16 protein-coding genes are annotated in these 16,302 nt (G+C 64.6%); 11 read left to right on the top strand and 5 right to left on the bottom strand.

Going from position 1 to position 16,302, the window contains the following annotated elements; translation table 11 throughout:
- The first annotated feature begins 38 nt into the window (after positions 1-38).
- Complete coding sequence (locus tag KMZ68_RS23795; protein WP_215613551.1) at positions 39-935, top strand: LysR family transcriptional regulator; 897 nt, start codon at positions 39-41, stop codon at positions 933-935.
- Between the two features lie 46 nt (positions 936-981).
- On the opposite strand, the gene KMZ68_RS23790 is transcribed toward KMZ68_RS23795, so the two are convergent.
- Both KMZ68_RS23790 and pobA read right to left on the bottom strand, forming a co-directional pair.
- The gene (locus KMZ68_RS23790; protein ID WP_215613550.1) at positions 982-1,410 is read right to left on the bottom strand and encodes a PaaI family thioesterase; all 429 of its coding nucleotides are present in this window, start codon (positions 1,408-1,410) and stop codon (positions 982-984) included.
- 350 nt (positions 1,411-1,760) lie between these two features.
- Positions 1,761-2,930, bottom strand: coding sequence for a 4-hydroxybenzoate 3-monooxygenase (gene pobA, locus KMZ68_RS23785; protein ID WP_215616451.1), 1,170 nt, complete (start codon positions 2,928-2,930; stop codon positions 1,761-1,763).
- 135 nt (positions 2,931-3,065) lie between these two features.
- Here pobA and KMZ68_RS23780 point away from each other — a divergent pair, with 135 nt between their 5' ends.
- The 9 genes from KMZ68_RS23780 to KMZ68_RS23740 all read left to right on the top strand — a co-directional run bounded on the left by KMZ68_RS23780 (position 3,066) and on the right by KMZ68_RS23740 (position 11,825).
- Entirely contained in the window at positions 3,066-4,082 is a 1,017-nt protein-coding gene (locus KMZ68_RS23780) for a TRAP transporter substrate-binding protein (RefSeq protein ID WP_215613549.1), read from the top strand.
- A 79-nt stretch (positions 4,083-4,161) separates the two neighbouring features.
- Entirely contained in the window at positions 4,162-4,671 is a 510-nt protein-coding gene (locus KMZ68_RS23775) for a TRAP transporter small permease (protein ID WP_215613548.1), read from the top strand.
- A gap of 5 nt (positions 4,672-4,676) precedes the next feature.
- Positions 4,677-5,993: a TRAP transporter large permease gene (locus tag KMZ68_RS23770; RefSeq protein WP_215613547.1), complete on the top strand. Its 1,317-nt coding sequence runs from the start codon at positions 4,677-4,679 to the stop codon at positions 5,991-5,993.
- Between the two features lie 66 nt (positions 5,994-6,059).
- A complete protein-coding gene (locus KMZ68_RS23765) occupies positions 6,060-6,521 on the top strand; it encodes a DUF3237 domain-containing protein (RefSeq protein ID WP_215613546.1) in 462 nt (153 codons plus the stop codon).
- Positions 6,522-6,643: 122 nt separating this feature from the next.
- Positions 6,644-7,447: a crotonase/enoyl-CoA hydratase family protein gene (locus KMZ68_RS23760; RefSeq protein WP_215613545.1), complete on the top strand. Its 804-nt coding sequence runs from the start codon at positions 6,644-6,646 to the stop codon at positions 7,445-7,447.
- A gap of 1 nt (position 7,448) precedes the next feature.
- Positions 7,449-9,326 carry a feruloyl-CoA synthase gene (locus KMZ68_RS23755; RefSeq protein WP_215613544.1) on the top strand — a complete coding sequence of 626 codons (1,878 nt, stop codon included), beginning with the start codon at positions 7,449-7,451 and terminating at the stop codon, positions 9,324-9,326.
- Positions 9,327-9,363: 37 nt separating this feature from the next.
- Positions 9,364-10,125: an SDR family NAD(P)-dependent oxidoreductase gene (locus tag KMZ68_RS23750; RefSeq protein WP_215613543.1), complete on the top strand. Its 762-nt coding sequence runs from the start codon at positions 9,364-9,366 to the stop codon at positions 10,123-10,125.
- A gap of 11 nt (positions 10,126-10,136) precedes the next feature.
- A complete protein-coding gene (locus tag KMZ68_RS23745; protein ID WP_215603751.1) occupies positions 10,137-10,556 on the top strand; it encodes an acyl-CoA thioesterase in 420 nt (139 codons plus the stop codon).
- 117 nt (positions 10,557-10,673) lie between these two features.
- Positions 10,674-11,825 (top strand): ABC transporter substrate-binding protein, encoded by a 1,152-nt coding sequence (locus tag KMZ68_RS23740; RefSeq protein ID WP_215613542.1) that lies wholly within the window; start codon positions 10,674-10,676, stop codon positions 11,823-11,825.
- 115 nt (positions 11,826-11,940) lie between these two features.
- Here the strand turns inward: KMZ68_RS23740 and KMZ68_RS23735 are convergent, their stop codons facing one another.
- The 3 genes from KMZ68_RS23735 to KMZ68_RS23725 are packed head-to-tail and all read right to left on the bottom strand — an operon-like array spanning position 11,941 to position 15,484.
- Positions 11,941-12,672 carry an ABC transporter ATP-binding protein gene (locus KMZ68_RS23735; protein WP_215613541.1) on the bottom strand — a complete coding sequence of 244 codons (732 nt, stop codon included), beginning with the start codon at positions 12,670-12,672 and terminating at the stop codon, positions 11,941-11,943.
- The gene (locus tag KMZ68_RS23730) at positions 12,669-14,441 is read right to left on the bottom strand and encodes a branched-chain amino acid ABC transporter ATP-binding protein/permease (RefSeq protein WP_215613540.1); all 1,773 of its coding nucleotides are present in this window, start codon (positions 14,439-14,441) and stop codon (positions 12,669-12,671) included. Before KMZ68_RS23730 ends, KMZ68_RS23735 begins: the two co-directional genes overlap by 4 nt.
- Positions 14,442-14,446: 5 nt before the next feature.
- The gene (locus KMZ68_RS23725; protein ID WP_215613539.1) at positions 14,447-15,484 is read right to left on the bottom strand and encodes a branched-chain amino acid ABC transporter permease; all 1,038 of its coding nucleotides are present in this window, start codon (positions 15,482-15,484) and stop codon (positions 14,447-14,449) included.
- Between the two features lie 188 nt (positions 15,485-15,672).
- Here KMZ68_RS23725 and KMZ68_RS23720 point away from each other — a divergent pair, with 188 nt between their 5' ends.
- The gene (locus KMZ68_RS23720; RefSeq protein ID WP_215613538.1) at positions 15,673-16,194 is read left to right on the top strand and encodes a MarR family winged helix-turn-helix transcriptional regulator; all 522 of its coding nucleotides are present in this window, start codon (positions 15,673-15,675) and stop codon (positions 16,192-16,194) included.
- The last annotated feature ends 108 nt before the right edge of the window (positions 16,195-16,302 follow it).

Genomic DNA, 16,302 nt, shown 5'->3' with positions numbered 1-16,302 from the left:
ATTGACACTACATAATTGCAATATATGAAATAATGTCGATGGACCGCATCGACGCCATGCAGGCCTTTGTCGCCGTGGCCGACCTCCGGGGCTTTGCTCCGGCGGCCCGCAAACTCCGGTTGTCGCCGTCCGGCGTGACGCGGCTGATCGCGGCGTTGGAGGATCGCCTCGGCGCGCGGCTGCTGCAGCGAACCACGCGCTCGGTGACGCTGACCGACGTCGGCGCGCGCTATCTGGAGCGCGCCCGCCGCATCCTCGGCGATGTCGAGGAAGCCGAAAGCGCGGTCGAGGGCGAGCGGACGCGGCCGGGCGGCAGGCTGGTGGTCTCGGCGCCCGTCGGTTTCGGGCGCCTGCACGTCAGTCCGGTGATGTCGGCGTATCTGCTGCGGTATCCCGAGGTGTCAGGCGAATTGCGGCTGTCGGATCGGATCGTCAACCTGGTGGAGGACGGCATCGACCTCGCCGTCAGGATCGGTCACCTCGCCGATTCCAGCCTGGTCGCGCGCCATGTCGGCGAGATGCGGCGGATCGTGGTCGCTTCGCCGGGTTACCTGAGGGCGCGCGGCGAGCCGATGACGCCGGCGGCGATCGTATCGCATGACACCGTCCAGTTCGGCGGCACCGGTGCGTCGTCGGACTGGCGCTTTGTCGAACAGGGTGAGGAGATCCGCATCGACTGCACGCCGCGGTTCACCACCAACAGCGCCGATGCTGCGATCCAGTATGCCGAGCAGGGCGGCGGCCTGACCCGGGTGCTGGCCTATCAGGCGGCGGAGTCGCTCAGGGCCGGACGGCTCAAGATCGTGCTGGCCGAATTCGAGCAGCCGCTGCTGCCGATCCACATCGTCTATCCGACGTCGCGGCTGTTGTCGGCCAAGGTGCGCAGCTTCATCGATACCGTGACCGAGCTCAGCGACTGGCGTTTCGGGGCATGACCGTCATTCCGGGTTCGCTCGCTTTGCTCGCGCCCCGGAATGACGATCAGGCTGCCTTCTTCGGCACCACGCGGAACGTGGCGTTGCCGCGCGCGATCACGGCGCCGTCGGCCTTGATGAGACTCTGCGCGAAGCAGATCGTGCTGCCGGTCTTGATCACGTCGCTCTCGACCGCGAGCCACTGTCCGACCTGCGCGGAGCCCGTGAAATCGATCGCGATCCCGATCGTCACCAGCGAGGACCGGTCGCCCATGACATGGGCGCAGCTATAGCCCATGGCGTTGTCGGCGAGTGCGGCGATCAGTCCGCCGTGAATCAGCCCGCGGGCATTGGTATGCGGCCTGGCGAGCCGCAATCCGATGATGACGGCCTTGTCGGTCCGCTTCGAATACAAGGGTTCCCAGGGATCGGTCAGCGGGCTCTGCCGGAAGTGGCGCTCGAAGCCTTCGGGGATATCGGGATCGGTGGTCGTCATGTGCGGCGCTCGAAGGTTGGTGATCACATTGCGCCAGTAAACGCGATTGCGGCGGCACGCGCACCGCCTACAAAGTTTTAAACGGGATTTCGGCAGCTGTTTGAAACGGCGCGGTCGTCATCCCGCCGGCCCAAGCCGGCAAGAGGTGCTGTCCTCATCCTGAGGAGCTTGCGAAGCAAGCGTCTCGAAGGATGGGCCACGGGCCTCATGGTTCTCCCGGCGATGCGAAGCATCGTCCGGAGACGCGCCAACGGGTCGCGCGAACGCGCGCCCGATGATAAACTCCGACGCGCTCCTCACCATGAGGGGATTTCCCGTGTTGCGGGGCGCCCGTCCGAGTCACCGCTCCCCTAATACGGCAGCCCGACGTAATTTTCCGCCAGCGAGGCCGCCGCCGCCTTCGATCCCACCAGGTAATCCAGTTCGGCCAGTTGAATCCGCGCGCCGAATTCGCCCTGATCGGGAAATTTGTGCAGCATCGAGGTCATCCACCACGAAAACCGCACCGCCTTCCAGACCCGCGCCAGCGCCTGCCTGGAATAACCATCGATCCCGGCGGAAGACTTCTCGTCATAGAACTCGCGCAATGCGCCCGAGAGGTAATGCACGTCGCTGGCGGCGAGGTTGAGCCCCTTGGCGCCGGTCGGCGGCACGATATGGGCGGCGTCGCCGGCGAGGAACATCCGTCCGAACCGCATCGGCTCGGCGACGAAGCTGCGCAAGGGGGCGATGCTCTTTTCGATCGAGGGGCCGGTGATCAGCTGGTCGACCGCCTTCTGGTCCAGCCGCCGCTTCAATTCCTCCCAGAACCGGTCGTCCGGCCATTGGTCGATGTGATCGTCGAGCGAACATTGCAGGTAGTAGCGGCTGCGGTGCGTCGAGCGCATGGTGCAGAGCGAAAAGCCTCTTTCGTGGTTGGTATAGATCAGTTCGGGGCTGACCGGCGGCGTCTCCGACAGGATGCCGAGCCAGCCGAACGGATAGACCCGCTCGAAGGTCTTGATCGCCGAAGGTTTCACGCTGGCGCGGCTGACGCCGTGGAAACCGTCGCAGCCGGCGATGAAATCGCAGGCGATCTCGCAGGCAACGCCGTCCTTGACGTAGGAGACCCTCGGATGGTCGGTATCGAAATCAAGCGGCGTGACGTCGGCAGCTTCATAGACCGTGGTCAGGCCGGCCGCCTTGCGCGCATTCATCAGATCGAGCGTCACCTCGGTCTGGCCGTAGATCATCACGGTCCTGCCGGTAGCCGCCTTCATGTCGATGCGATGGCGGCGGCCGCCAAAGGCGAGTTCGATGCCGTCATGGATCAGGCCCTCGCGGTGCGCCCGCGCGCCGCAGCCCACCTCGTCGAGCAGCGCCACGGTGCCTTCCTCGAGCAGGCCGGCGCGGATCCGGCCCAGCACATAGTCCGGGCTCTGGCGCTCCAGGATGACGTTGTCGATGCCGCAGCGGTTGAGCAGTTGCCCGAGCAGCAGCCCCGCCGGCCCCGCGCCTATGATGGCTACTTTTGTCCGCAACACTTGCCCCCCTGACTATTATAGGCTTCAACCAAAGCCCCAAGATGTCGCTTCACGTCTTGCAATGATAATTATGTCATATAACAATGTCTGCAAAGGGCCGTTGAAGTCCTGAGCACGAGGGAGAGGATGCCGATGAGGAAAACGTTCTTGGCGTTGCTGTTGGCCGCCAGTGTGACGCCTGCGTTTGCGCAGGAAAAGACCTTCGAACTGAAGCTTTCGCATTGGGTGCCGGCGTCGCACCCGCTGCAGAAGGCGCTGGAAGACTGGGGCGCGGCGGTCGAAAAGGAATCCGGCGGCACCATCAAGTCCAAGGTGTTTCCCGCCCAGCAGCTCGGCAAGGCCTTCGACCATTACGACATGGCGCGTGACGGCATCGCCGACGTCACCTACGTCAATCCGGGCTACCAGCCCGGCCGTTTCCCGATCATCGGCGCCGGCGAACTGCCGTTCCTGATGTCGGACGCCAAGGGCGGCTCGATGGCGCTCGACGCCTGGTACCGGAAATATGCCGAGAAGGAGATGAAGGACGTCAAGTTCTGCCTCGCCTTCATCCACTCGCCGTCGTCGTTCCACTCGCGTGCGAAGAAGATCGTGGTGCCGGATGACGTCAAGGGCATGAAGATCCGCCCGGCCCACGCCACCATGGCGAATTTCGTGACCCAGCTCGGCGGCACCAACGTGCAGTCCTCGGCGCCGGAAGTCCGCGACATCATCGAACGCGGCGTCGCCGACGCCGTCACCTTCCCGTGGGGATCGCTGCTGCTGTTCGGCATCGACAAGGTGACGAAATACGACATGGACGCGCCGCTCTACGTCACGACCTTCGCGTTCGTGATGAACAAGGACAAGTACAACCAGATGTCCGACAAGCAGAAGAAGGCGATCGACAACAACTGCAACACCGAGGCCGCCGGCCGCGTCGGCGAACCCTGGGGCAAGTTCGAGGACGCCGGTGTCGAGAAGATTAAGGCGCTGCCCGGTCACGAAGTCTACAAGCTGACGCCGGAGCAGACGGCGCTGTGGAAGAAGGCATCCGAGCCGCTGATCAAGACCTGGGCCGAGAATGTCAAGAAGACCGGTACCGACCCGGACGCGGCAATGACCGAACTTCGCGCATCGCTGACCAAATACAAAGCTCTGGCGCAGTAAGAGCGCCCCCCACATCGATGCGGCGGCGGGGATGCTCCCGCCGCCGTTCTCTTGCAACCGCCAGCAGCGTGGAACGGAAATGAAGCGCGCTTCGATGGATCGTTTCATCGACACGATCGAATGGATCGCGGCCGGATTTGTCGGCATCGTCGCCGCCAATATTTTCCTCGCGGTGCTGTTGCGCAATATCTTCAGCTATTCGATCCCGGATTCCTTCGATATCGGGCGCATGCTGCTTGGCATCCTGATTTTCTGGGGCATCGCCGCGACCAGCTATCGCGGCGGCCACATCACCGTCGATCTGGTCTGGGCCAATGTCAGCCCGAGATATCAGCGCTGGATCGACGTGTTCGCGACGCTGGTGCTGCTGTTCGTGGTCACGGTGCAGACCTGGACGCTGTTCGACAAGGTGCGCGGCACCTACAATGACAACGTCGTTACCTTCGACATGCACATGCCGACCTGGCCGTTCTTCGCGGTGGCGTGGGCCGGCGACGTCTCGGCGGTGCTGCTGATCGCGATCCGCACCTACCGCCTGATCTTCCATCCGGATCAGATGCACGATCCCAAGATCAAGACCGTGGAGTAGACGGCATGAGCACCGATGCCGTCGCCGTCCTCGGATTCGTCGCGCTGTTCGCGCTGATGCTGCTGCGCGTGCCGGTGGGCATGGCGATGGGCCTCGTCGGTGTCACCGGCTTCGGTTACCTGGTCGGCTTCACGCCGGCGCTGAAGCTGGTCGGCCAGACCTCGATGCGCACGGTGACCGACTACACCTTCGGCGTGATCCCGATGTTCCTGCTGATGGGGACCTTCGTCAGCAATTCCGGCATGAGCCGCGAGTTGTTCCGCGCCGCCAACGGCTTTGTCGGCCATTTGCGCGGCGGGCTCGGCATCGCCACGGTCGCGGCCTGCGGCGGTTTCGCCGCGATCTGCGGCTCGTCGGTGGCGACGGCGGCGACGTTCTCGGCCGTGGCCTATCCGGAAATGCGCCGCTTCGGCTATCCGCAATCCTTCGCCACCGGCGTGATCGCGGCCGGCGGCACGCTGGGCGCCATGCTGCCGCCGTCGACGGTGCTCGCGGTCTACGGCATCATCACCGAGCAGGACATCGGCAAGCTGTTCATCGCCGGCATCATTCCCGGCCTGCTCGCCATGACCATGTACATGGTGACCATCGCGCTGATCGGCTATTTCCGGCCGGGCTTCCTGCCGACCGGTCCGCAGACCACCTGGCGCGAGCGCTTTGCGGGATTGAAGAATATCTGGGCGCCGGTGCTGCTGTTCGTGTTCGTCATCGGCGGGCTGTACGGCCTGCCGTTCCTGCCGCGCTTCACGCCGACGGAGGCCGGCGGCGTCGGCGCCACCGGCGCATTCCTGATCGGGGTGCTCACCGGGCGGCTGGACAAGGAGAAGATCCTCAATTCGCTGCTGCAGGCGACCCGCACCGCCGCCGCGGTCTTCACGGTGCTGATCGGCGCCCTGATCTTCGGCTATTTCCTGACGGTGACGCAGACCCCGCAGAAGGTCACCGAGCTTCTCACCGGTCTCGGCCTCGGCCGCTACGGCATCCTCGCCCTGATCATGGTGATGTACCTGGTGCTCGGCTGCCTGATGGACGCGATGGCCATGATCATCCTGACGGTGCCGATCATCTTTCCGGTGATCATGCATCTCGGCTTCGACCCGATCTGGTTCGGCGTCATCATCGTGATGACGGTGGAGCTCGGCCTGATCCATCCGCCGGTCGGCATGAACGTGTTCGTGATCAAAAGCGTGGTCAAGGACGTGTCGTTCTCCACCATCTTCAGGGGCGTGATCCCGTTCGTGGCGACTGACCTGATCCGGCTGGTGATCCTGATTCTGTTTCCGTTGCTGGCGACCTGGCTGCCGCAGCGCATGATGGGATAGAGCATGATCCGGAAAAGTGGGAACCGGTTTTCCGAATAAGATCATGCTCGAATCAAAAGGCTTTCCATGACGCCGCAGCTTGCGACCAGATACGCCTTCACCATCACCGTCCGGATCGGCGAGGTGACCTCCGCCGGCGATATCGGTACCGGCGTGCGCCGGATCATCCCGATTCTGGGCGGCGAGGTCCGCGGCGAGAAGGTCAACGGCAAGGTCTGCGCGTTCGGCGCCGACTTTCAGATCATCCGGCCCAACGAACTGATCGAACTGGAGGCGAAATACGCTTTCGAGACCGACGACGGCGCGGTGGTTTATATCGAAAACAAGGGCATCCGCTTCGGCCCTGTAGAGCTGCTGCTGAAGCTGAAACGCGGCGAGCCGGTCGACCCCGGGCTGATCTATTTCCGCACCGTGCCGAGGTTCGAAACCGGAAGCGAAAAATACCGCTGGCTGATGGAGAACCTGTTCATCGGCTCCGCCGCCCGCCACGCCGACCGCGTCGTCATCGACGTGCATCAGGTGCTGTGAGGTTTCTTACCCTCCAGGGGAGGGTAGTAAGAGCCGACACGCGCCCCCAAAAACCTGGCTTGTTGACTCCCCCCAAAATCGTTATAAAGCATAACTATTCTGGACAGGACGTAAAAACGCCCATGGGAAACGCCGCATCTGCCGCGACCGCCGAGCGGGCCGCGCTGCTCAAGATCGAGAAGCTGGGGGCGGTGCTGACCGTGGGTCTCAACCGGCCCGCCAAGCGCAATGCGCTGAATGACGGCATAATCCTCGCGATTCAGGACTGTTTCTCCAATCTCCCCGAAGGCATCGGCGCCGTGGTGATCCACGGCATCGGCGACCATTTCTCCTCCGGCCTCGATTTGTCGGAACTGACCGAGCACGACGCCACCGAGGGCCTGCGGCATTCGCAGATGTGGCACCGGGTGTTCGACCGGGTTCAGTACTGCCGGGTGCCTGTCATCGCCGCCCTGAAGGGCGCGGTGATCGGCGGCGGGCTGGAACTCGCCTGCGCCGCCCATATCCGCGTCGCCGAGCCTTCAGCCTATTTCGCGCTGCCCGAGGGCCAGCGCGGCATTTTCGTCGGCGGCGGCGGATCGGTGCGGCTGCCGCGGCTGATCGGCGTGGCGCGGATGACGGACATGATGCTCACGGGCCGCGTCTATTCGGCGACCGAGGGTTCGGCCTATGGCTTTTCGCAGTACCTCACCGAGGCCGGCGGCGCCCTGCCGAAGGCGATGGAATTGGCCGAGCGCGTCGCCGCCAATGCGCCGCTGACGAATTTTGCGGTATTGCAGGCGCTGCCGATGATTGCGGAAGCCAATCCGCAGACCGGCCTGTTGATGGAATCGCTGATGGCGACCGTGGCGCAGAGCGACAAGGAGGCAAAGCGCCGGATTCGCGACTTCCTCGACCGCAAGACCGCAAAGGTGAAACCCGTCTGACATGAGCGCCAAGCCCAACATGTCCGTCCCGGCCGGAACCAGCGATGCGCCGCTGCGGCCGATCTCGTTCGGCGATCCCGTTGTGTCGGTCGAGCGCCGTGACGACGGCACCATCTATCTCAGGCCGAAGCAGTCGCTCGGCGATTACCCGGTGCGGCTGACCGACCGCCTGCACCATTGGGCAAGCGCCGAACCCAACCGCGTGTTCATGGCGGAGCGCGACAAGGGCGGCGGCTGGCGGCAGGTCACCTACGCGCAATGGCTGGCGGCCGTGCGGCACATCGCCTCGGCGCTGCTCGCGCGCGGGCTTTCCGCCGAAAGGCCGATCGTCATTCTCTCAGGCAATTCGGTCGATCACGCACTGCTCGCGTTCGGCGCGCTCTATGCCGGCATTCCCTTTTGCCCGGTATCGCCGGCCTATTCGCTGGTGTCGAAGGATTACGGCAAGCTCGCCTACCTGATGAAGCTCTTGACGCCCGGCCTGGTGTTCGCCGACGACGCCGGCAAATTCGCCGATGCGCTCGCCGCCAACGCTCCCGGGGATGCCGAGATCGTAGCGTGCCGCGGCGCGGTGCCCGGCCGCAAGGTGACCATGCTTGCCGAGCTGCTGGCGACGCCGGAACATCCGCGCCTCGATGCGGCGCATGCCGCGATCGGGCCGGATACCATCGCCAAGTTCCTGCTGACCTCGGGCTCGACCGGCAATCCGAAGGCGGTGATCAATACCCAGCGGATGATCTGCGCCAACCAGGTGATGCTGCGCGAGACGCTGGCGTTCCTGAAGGACGAGTCGCCCGTGATCGTCGACTGGCTGCCCTGGAACCACACCTTCGGCGGCAATCACAATGTCGGGCTGACCGTGTTCAACGGCGGCTCGATGTATCTCGACGAGGGCAAGCCAATGCCCGGCGGCATCGAGGAGACCGTGCGCAATCTTCGCGAGATCTCGCCGACGGTCTATTTCAACGTGCCGAAAGGCTATGAATCGCTATTGCCCTATTTGCGTGACGACAAGGCGCTGCGCGCAAAATTCTTCCACCGGCTGCACGCGATGTTCTTCGCCGGGGCGGCGCTGTCGCCTTTCGTCTGGAACAGCCTCGATGAACTCGCCGTCGCCGAGACCGGCTATCGCGTGCCTGTCTTGACCGGCCTCGGCGCCACCGAGACCGCGCCGTTCTTCATGTCGGTCAAACCCGCCACCAGCCGCTCCGGGCATGTCGGTCTTCCCGTCACCGGCAATGATGCCAAGCTGATCCCGAACAACGGCAAGCTGGAAGTCCGAGCCAAGGGCCCGAACGTCACCCCGGGCTACTGGCGCCAGCCGGAACTGACCGCCGCCGCGTTCGACGAGGAAGGATTTTACAAGTTCGGCGACGCGCTGAAGCCGGTCGACCCGAACGATTTCGACAAGGGTTTCGATTTCGACGGCCGCATCGCCGAGGATTTCAAGCTTGCCAGCGGCACCTGGGTCAGCGTCGGTCCGCTGCGCGCGCGCTTCGTCGCGGCCTGCGCGCCGCTGGTGCGCGACGTCGTGATCGCCGGCATCAACCAGGATGAAATATCGGCGCTGGTGATTCTCGACATCGACGGCTGCCGCCTGATCAATCCGACGCTGCCGCCGGACGACCTCGCCGCGATCGCGTCCGATCCCCTGATCCGGGAAGCGTTCCGCGAGCGGTTTGCGGAATTTCTCGCGAGCGCGACGGGATCGTCAACCCGGATCACGCGCGCGGTGCTGCTCGACACGCCGCTGTCGATCGACAGCGGCGAGGTTACCGACAAGGGCTCAATCAACCAGCGCGCGGTGCTGGATCACCGCAGCGGCCTGATCGACCTGCTTTATTCGCCCACGCCGCCGGCCCACGTGATAACCCTTTAACCGAATTCGAACGACCAGTTTCGCCAGGGAGAGAACCATGCAGTTGAAGGATCAGGCCGCCATCGTCACCGGAGGCGCATCGGGACTGGGCGCCGCCACCGCGCGCAAGCTCGCAGCGCAGGGCGCCAAGGTTGCGGTATGCGACCTCAACACCAAGCTTGCTGAAAGCGTCGCCGCCGAAATCGGCGGTGTTGCCGTGGTCTGCGACGTCGCCGACGTCGCTTCGGCGGAAGCCGCTATCGCCACGGCGTCCAAGGCCCATGGCCCGGCGCGGGTGCTGGTCAACTGCGCCGGCATCGGCGTCGCCAAGCGGGTGGTCGGCCGCGATGGCCCGATGCCGCTCGCCGATTTCGACAGGGTGATCAAGGTCAATTTGATCGGCTCCTTCAACATGCTGCGGCTGGCGGCCGCCGAAATGGCCAAGCTGGAGCCGCTTTCGACCGGGGAGCGCGGCGTCGTGATCTCCACGGCGTCGGTCGCGGCCTATGACGGCCAGATCGGGCAGTCGGCCTATTCGGCATCGAAAGGCGGCATCGTCGCGATGACGCTGCCGATCGCGCGCGAACTGGCGCAGTTCGGCATTCGCGTGCTGACTATTGCGCCCGGCCTGTTCCTGACGCCGCTGCTCGGCGGTCTGCCGCAGGAGGCGCAGGACTCACTCGCGGCGGCGATCCCGTTCCCGCACCGGCTCGGCCAGCCCGAAGAGTTTGCCTCGCTGGCGCTGCACATGATCGACAATCCCTACCTCAACGGCGAGGTGGTGCGGCTCGACGCCGCGCTGCGCATGGCGCCGCGCTAAAGGACAAGCGGATGTTCGTCCACCGGCGCGATGTGCAGATCCAGTGGGGCGACTGCGACCCCGCCAACATCGTCTATTATCCGCGCTATTTCGCGATGTTCGACGATTCGACCTCGATCATGTTCGAAGCCGCCGGTTTCTCGAAGCAGGACATCATCCACAAATATGGCCTGGTCGGCATTCCCATGGTGGATACGCGGGCCAAATTCTACATCGCCTCGACTCACGGCGACTGGATCGCGATCGAGAGCCGGGTGGAGAGCTTCAAGCGGTCGAGCTTCGAGGTGACCCACAAGGTGTTCAAGGGCGAGGCGCTGGCGATCGAGGCGTTCGAGACCCGGGTACTGGTCGGCCGGCACCCGGACGATCCCGGCAAGCTGAAATCGGCCCCGATGCCGGAAGAGATTATTGCGAGGTTCACGCGGGGCTGACTTGAAAAGGCTGACTTGAAAAGGCTGACTTGGGCAGCGGCATGACCTAAAGAAGGGGCTGAATGAACGGCCTGATTTTGATCTAGGTTGGATAACAACACTCAAAGGGAGGAATGAATGAACAAGTTTTACCTGTCGGCCGCGGCCATCGCGGTGTCCCTGGCGCTGCCGGCGTTACCGGCAAGCGCGCAGAGCAATGAAATCGTGATCGGCATCACCGTCACGACCACGGGACCCGCGGCGGCGCTGGGCATTCCCGAGCGCAACTCGCTCGAATTCGTGCCGAAGGAAATCGGCGGCGTCCCGCTCAAGGTGATCGTGCTCGATGACGGCGGCGATCCGACCGCCGCCACCACCAATGCGCGGCGCTTCGTCACGGAATCCAAGGCCGACATCATCATGGGCTCGTCGACCACGCCGCCGACGGTTGCGGTCTCCACCGTCGCCAATGAAGCCGGCATTCCGCATTTCGGCCTGGCGCCGTTCCCGATCACGCCGGAGCGCGCCAAGTGGTCCGTTTCGATGCCGCAGCCGATCCCGATCATGGGCAAGGTGCTGTACGAGCACATGAAGGCGCATAACGTCAAAACCGTGGGTTACATCGGCTATTCCGATTCCTACGGCGATCTCTGGTTCAATGACTTCAAGGCTCAGGGCGTTCCCATGGGCATGACGGTGGTTGATGAAGAGCGCTTTGCGCGGCCGGATACTTCGGTCGCCGGTCAGGTGCTGAAGCTGGTTGCCGCCAATCCCGACGCGATCCTGATCGGCGCATCCGGCACCGCCGCGGCGCTGCCGCAGACGTCGCTGCGCGAGCGCGGCTACAAGGGGCTGATCTATCAGACCCACGGCGCCGCCAGCATGGATTTCATCCGTATCGCCGGAAAGGCGGCGGAGGGTGTGATCATGGCGTCGGGTCCGGTGATGTCGCCGGAAACGCAGCCCGACAGCGCATTGACCAAGAAGCCCGGCCTCGCGCTCAACACCGCCTATGAGGCCAAGTTCGGTCCCAACAGCCGCAGCCAGTTCGCCGGACACTCCTACGACGCCTTCGAGATTCTCAAGCGCGTCGTTCCGGTTGCGCTCAAGGCAGGCAAGCCGGGCACGCCGGAATTCCGCGAAGGCATCCGCAAGGCGTGGCTGAGCGAGAAGGACATGGCGGCAAGCCAGGGCGTCTACAACTTCACCGAAAAGGATCGCTACGGCCTCGACGACCGCTCGCGCATCATCCTGACGGTGAAGGACGGGAAATACGTTCCGGCGAAGTGAGCTGAAGTTCGTAGTCGGTAGGGTGGGCAAGGCGTAAGCGTGCCCACCAACCACTTGAACGCCATCCACCACGGTGGGCACGGCGCGGATGCGCCTTTGCCCACCTTTTTCTTTTCTAGATCGCGCTCTCGCCCTCGTGGGTGAAGCCGAGATAGCTCGCCGCCACCCGCTGGTTGGCGGCGATGTCCGCTGCCGGTCCGTTCAGGATGAACTCGCCGAGCTCCATCACATAGGCGCGGTCGGCGATCTTCAGCGCGGCCTGCGCGTTCTGCTCGACCAGCAGCACCGAGACGCCGGCTGTACGCAATTCGCCGATGGTGCGGAAGATATCGGCGACGATGATCGGGGCGAGGCCCAAGCTCGGCTCGTCCAGCATCAACAGCTTCGGCGCGCCCATCAGGGCGCGGCCCATCGCCAGCATCTGCTGCTCGCCGCCCGACAGCGTCCCGGCGAGCTGCTTGCGCCGCTCCTTCAGTCGCGGGAACAGCGTATAGACCCGCTCGAACGATTGCGCGGCGACCGCTTTCGCGATCCGGAAGGCGCCGAGCTGCAGATTGTCCTCGACGCTCATGGTGGCGAACAGCTCGCGATGCTCGGGCACCAGGCTGAGGCCCGCGGCGACGCGGTCCTCGATCTCGAACCGCAGCATGTCCGCGCCGGCAAAGCCGACGCGGCCCTGCAGCGGCAGGATCCCCATGACGGCGTTCAGCAGCGTGGTCTTGCCGGCGCCGTTGGCGCCGATGATGGTGACGATCTCGTTGTCGTTGACCTCGAGCGAGACCGAACGCACCGCCTCGACCTTGCCGTAGGCGACATGCGCGTCGGTGACCTGCAGCAGCGCGCTCATGAAACCGCTCCGAGATAGGCCTTGATCACGTCCGGATTGGTCTTGATTGCGTCGGGGGTGCCCTCGGCGATCTTGGTGCCGAAGTCGAGCACCACGATGCGGTCGGCGAGATCCATCACGAATCCCATGTCGTGCTCCACCAGCAGCACCGACATGCCGCCGTCGCGCAATTGCCGCAGCAGGCCGGCGAGCCGCTGCTTCTCCATATGCCGCAGTCCGGCCGCCGGTTCGTCGAGCAGCAGCAGCATCGGGTCGACACAGAGCGCCCGCGCGATTTCGACGATGCGCTGCTGGCCGAGCGAAAGACTGCCGGCCAGCTGATCGATCTGGTCACTGAGCCCGACGCGCTCGATCTGGCGCGCCGCTTCCGCCAGCAATTTCGCCTCATCTGCCCGGTCGAGCCGGAACATGCTGGAGAGCGCGCCGGAATGCCCGCGCAGATGCGCGCCGATCGCGACGTTTTCCAGCACCGTCATGTCGGGCACCAGTTTGACGTGCTGGAAGGTCCTGGCGATGCCGAGTTTCACCACTTCCTGCGGCGGCGCGTTGTTGATGTTGCGGCCGAGCACGGAGATCGAGCCGCCGGTAGAGGTGAGCACGCCGGTGATCAGGTTGAAGGTGGTGCTCTTGCCGGCGCCGTTGGGGCCGATCAGCGCCACGATCTCGCGGGCCTGGACGTCGAAGGAGACGTCGTTGACCGCGATCACGCCGCCGAACTGCTTGCGGGCATGGTCGATCTGCAGCAATACGCCGGGCGAGGTCGCCGGCCGGCTGCGCGCCGGCAGGACCAGCGAGGTATCGGGCCGCTTGCGGCCGGGCGTGAACGGCAGCCGCGCCATCAGCCAGGGCCAGACGCCGGTCGGCGCCAGTTGCAGCAGCAGCACCAGCAGGATGCCGAACACGATGGTCTCGAGCTGGCCTTCGCCGTGGAACAGATAGGGCAGGTAGCTCTGCAGGATCTCTTTCAGGATGACGACGATGCCGGCCCCCAGCACCGCGCCCCAGACATAACCGGCGCCGCCGACCACCGCGATGAAGAGATATTCGATACCGGCCTGGGCGCCGAACGGGGTCGGATTGGCGGCGCGCTGGAAATGCGCATAGAGCCAGCCGGACAGCCCGGCCAGCACCGCGGCATAGATGAACACCAGGAGCTTGGCGCGCGGGGTCTGCACGCCGAAGGCTTCGGCGGCGATGTGGCCGCGGCGCAGCGCCCGGATCGCGCGGCCGGTGCGTGAGTCCAGCAGGTTCATGGTGAGCAGGGCGGAGATCAGCACCGCGACCCAGATTGCGAAGTAGATCGTCCCGGCATCGAGCATCTTGAGCGAGCCGATCGACAGCGGCGGGATCCCGGTGATGCCGTCATTGCGGCCGAGGAATTCCAGCTTGCTGAAGAGGTAGAACAGGCCGATGCCCCAGGCGATGGTGCCGAGCGGCAGGTAGTGGCCGGACAGCCGCACCGTGACGAGGCCGAGCAGGACGGCCGCGATGCCGCTCACCAGCAAGGACAGCGGCAGCGTCAGCCACGGCGATACGCCATACGCGGTGGTGAGCACCGCCGTGGTGTAGGCGCCGAAACCGCAGAATGCCGCCTGGCCGAACGAGGTCAGGCCGCCGACGCCGGTCAATAGCACCAGCCCCATCGCCACCAGGGCGGCCAGCCCGATATTGTTGAGCAGCACGATCCAGAACGGCGGCATGCCCGGGATGAACGGAATCGCCGCCATCACCAGCGCGAAGACGAGGACAGGTACGAGGCGTTGCGTCATCGCGATCAATCCTTCTCTTCCTCGACCTCGGGTGCGGCGAGCGACCGCAGCACGAGGACCGGAAGGATCAGCGTGAAGACGATGACCTCCTTGAAATTGCTGGCATAGAACGAGGAGAACGCCTCGACGGTGCCGACTATCAGCGCCGCGGCCGCGGTCAGGGGATAGCTGACGAGGCCGCCGATGATCGCGGCGATGAAGCCCTTCAGGCCGATCAGGAACCCGGTGTCGTAATACAGCGTCGTGATCGGCACGATCAGGATGCCCGAAATCGCCCCGATCACCGAGGCCAGCAGGAATGCGATCTGTCCCGACAGCGTAGTCCGGATGCCGACCAGGCGCGCGCCGAGCCGGTTGACGGCGGTGGCGCGCAACGCCTTGCCCATCAGCGTGAAGCCGAAGAACAGCCACAGGCCGACGATGAAGGCGATGGTGATGGTGTAGACCGCGATGCTCTGGCCGGTGAAGCGCAGCGGGCCTATCGTGAAGGCCGCATCCAGGATCGCCGGACCGCGCTGGCCTTCGGCGCCGAAGAACACCAGGCCGAGGCCCTGCAGCGCGAGATGGCAGCCGACGGAAACGATCAGCAGCACCAGCACCGAGGTGTGCGCGATCGGCTGAAACGCGATGCGGTAGAGAAACAGGCCGATCGCCGCGACGATCAGCAGCGACAGTGCGATATTGATGGCGATCGAGTTCCGGCCGGCGAGCCAGGAGGTCAAAGCGAGGATCGCCACCGGCAGCAGGATATTGACCGCGAAGGCGCGCGCCACCAGGCGCAGATGCAGCAATTTGCGGCCGGCGAACAGGTCGAGGCCGAACGCCACCATGCCCATCGCCACCGCCAGCCGCGCGGTGCCGGGCACGTGGCCCGCCGACAGCGTGGCATAGGTCAGCGCGCCATAGGTGACGAACTCGCCTTGCGGAATCAGGATCACGCGGGTGACGGCGAACACCAGCACCAGCGCAAGTCCGAGCAGCGCATAGATTGCGCCGTTGGTAATGCCGTCCTGCACCAGGAACAGCATGATGGTTGTATTCAAGGCCGGGCGCTCCCCCTCAAGCGTCGGACCGGTCGCAGCCTTGAGCGGACGCTGACCGTCGAATAACAGCAGTTGAAAAGCCCTACCGATATTCGATATAGTGCATAACAATTATCAAATATAACTTCAAGGCCCGGTAGGCCTCAGCCGGGTACCTTTCAGCCTAGCGGGATTGCGAGCCTCGAGCGATGACTGTTTCCAAGACCGCCGCAGCCGATGCCGTCAAGTCGTCCCGCGCCGCCCGCAAGGAACCGGCGGAGGCCTCGGCGCCGGACATCGCGCTGCAGCTCGGCGAATTGTCGGAACTCCTGGGCTATTCGCTCAAGCGCGCGCAGTTGAGGGTCTTCGAGGATTTCCTGCGCTGCGTGGCGCCGCTGCAGCTGACGCCGGCGCAGTTCTCGGTGCTGTTGCTGCTCGACAGGAATCCCGGCCGCAACCAGACCGAGATCGCCAATACGCTCGGCATCCTGCGGCCGAATTTCGTGGCGATGCTCGACAGCCTCGAGAGCCGCGACCTGTGCACGCGGGTCCGCTCGACCAACGACCGCCGCTCCCACATCCTGATGCTGACCGACAAGGGCCGGGCGGTGCTGGCGCGCGCCAAGAAGCTGGTCGCGACCAAGCACGAAGCGCGTCTCAACGAGGTGCTGGGCTCCGCCAACCGCGCCGCGCTGCTGGATATGCTGAGCAAGCTCGCAAGAGAGTTTTGAGGCGGTGCATGCAGCCATCCTTCGAGACGCCGCGCGAAGATGCGCGGCTCCTCAGGATGAGGGCGGTGGGGTGCGGATGGAGTGACTCGCGGCTCGTGAGGTCCTCAT

It is taken from the genome of Bradyrhizobium sediminis (assembly GCF_018736105.1).
Taxonomy (GTDB): Bacteria; Pseudomonadota; Alphaproteobacteria; order Rhizobiales; family Xanthobacteraceae; genus Bradyrhizobium.
This window is presented reverse-complemented; position numbering and strand designations above follow the sequence as displayed.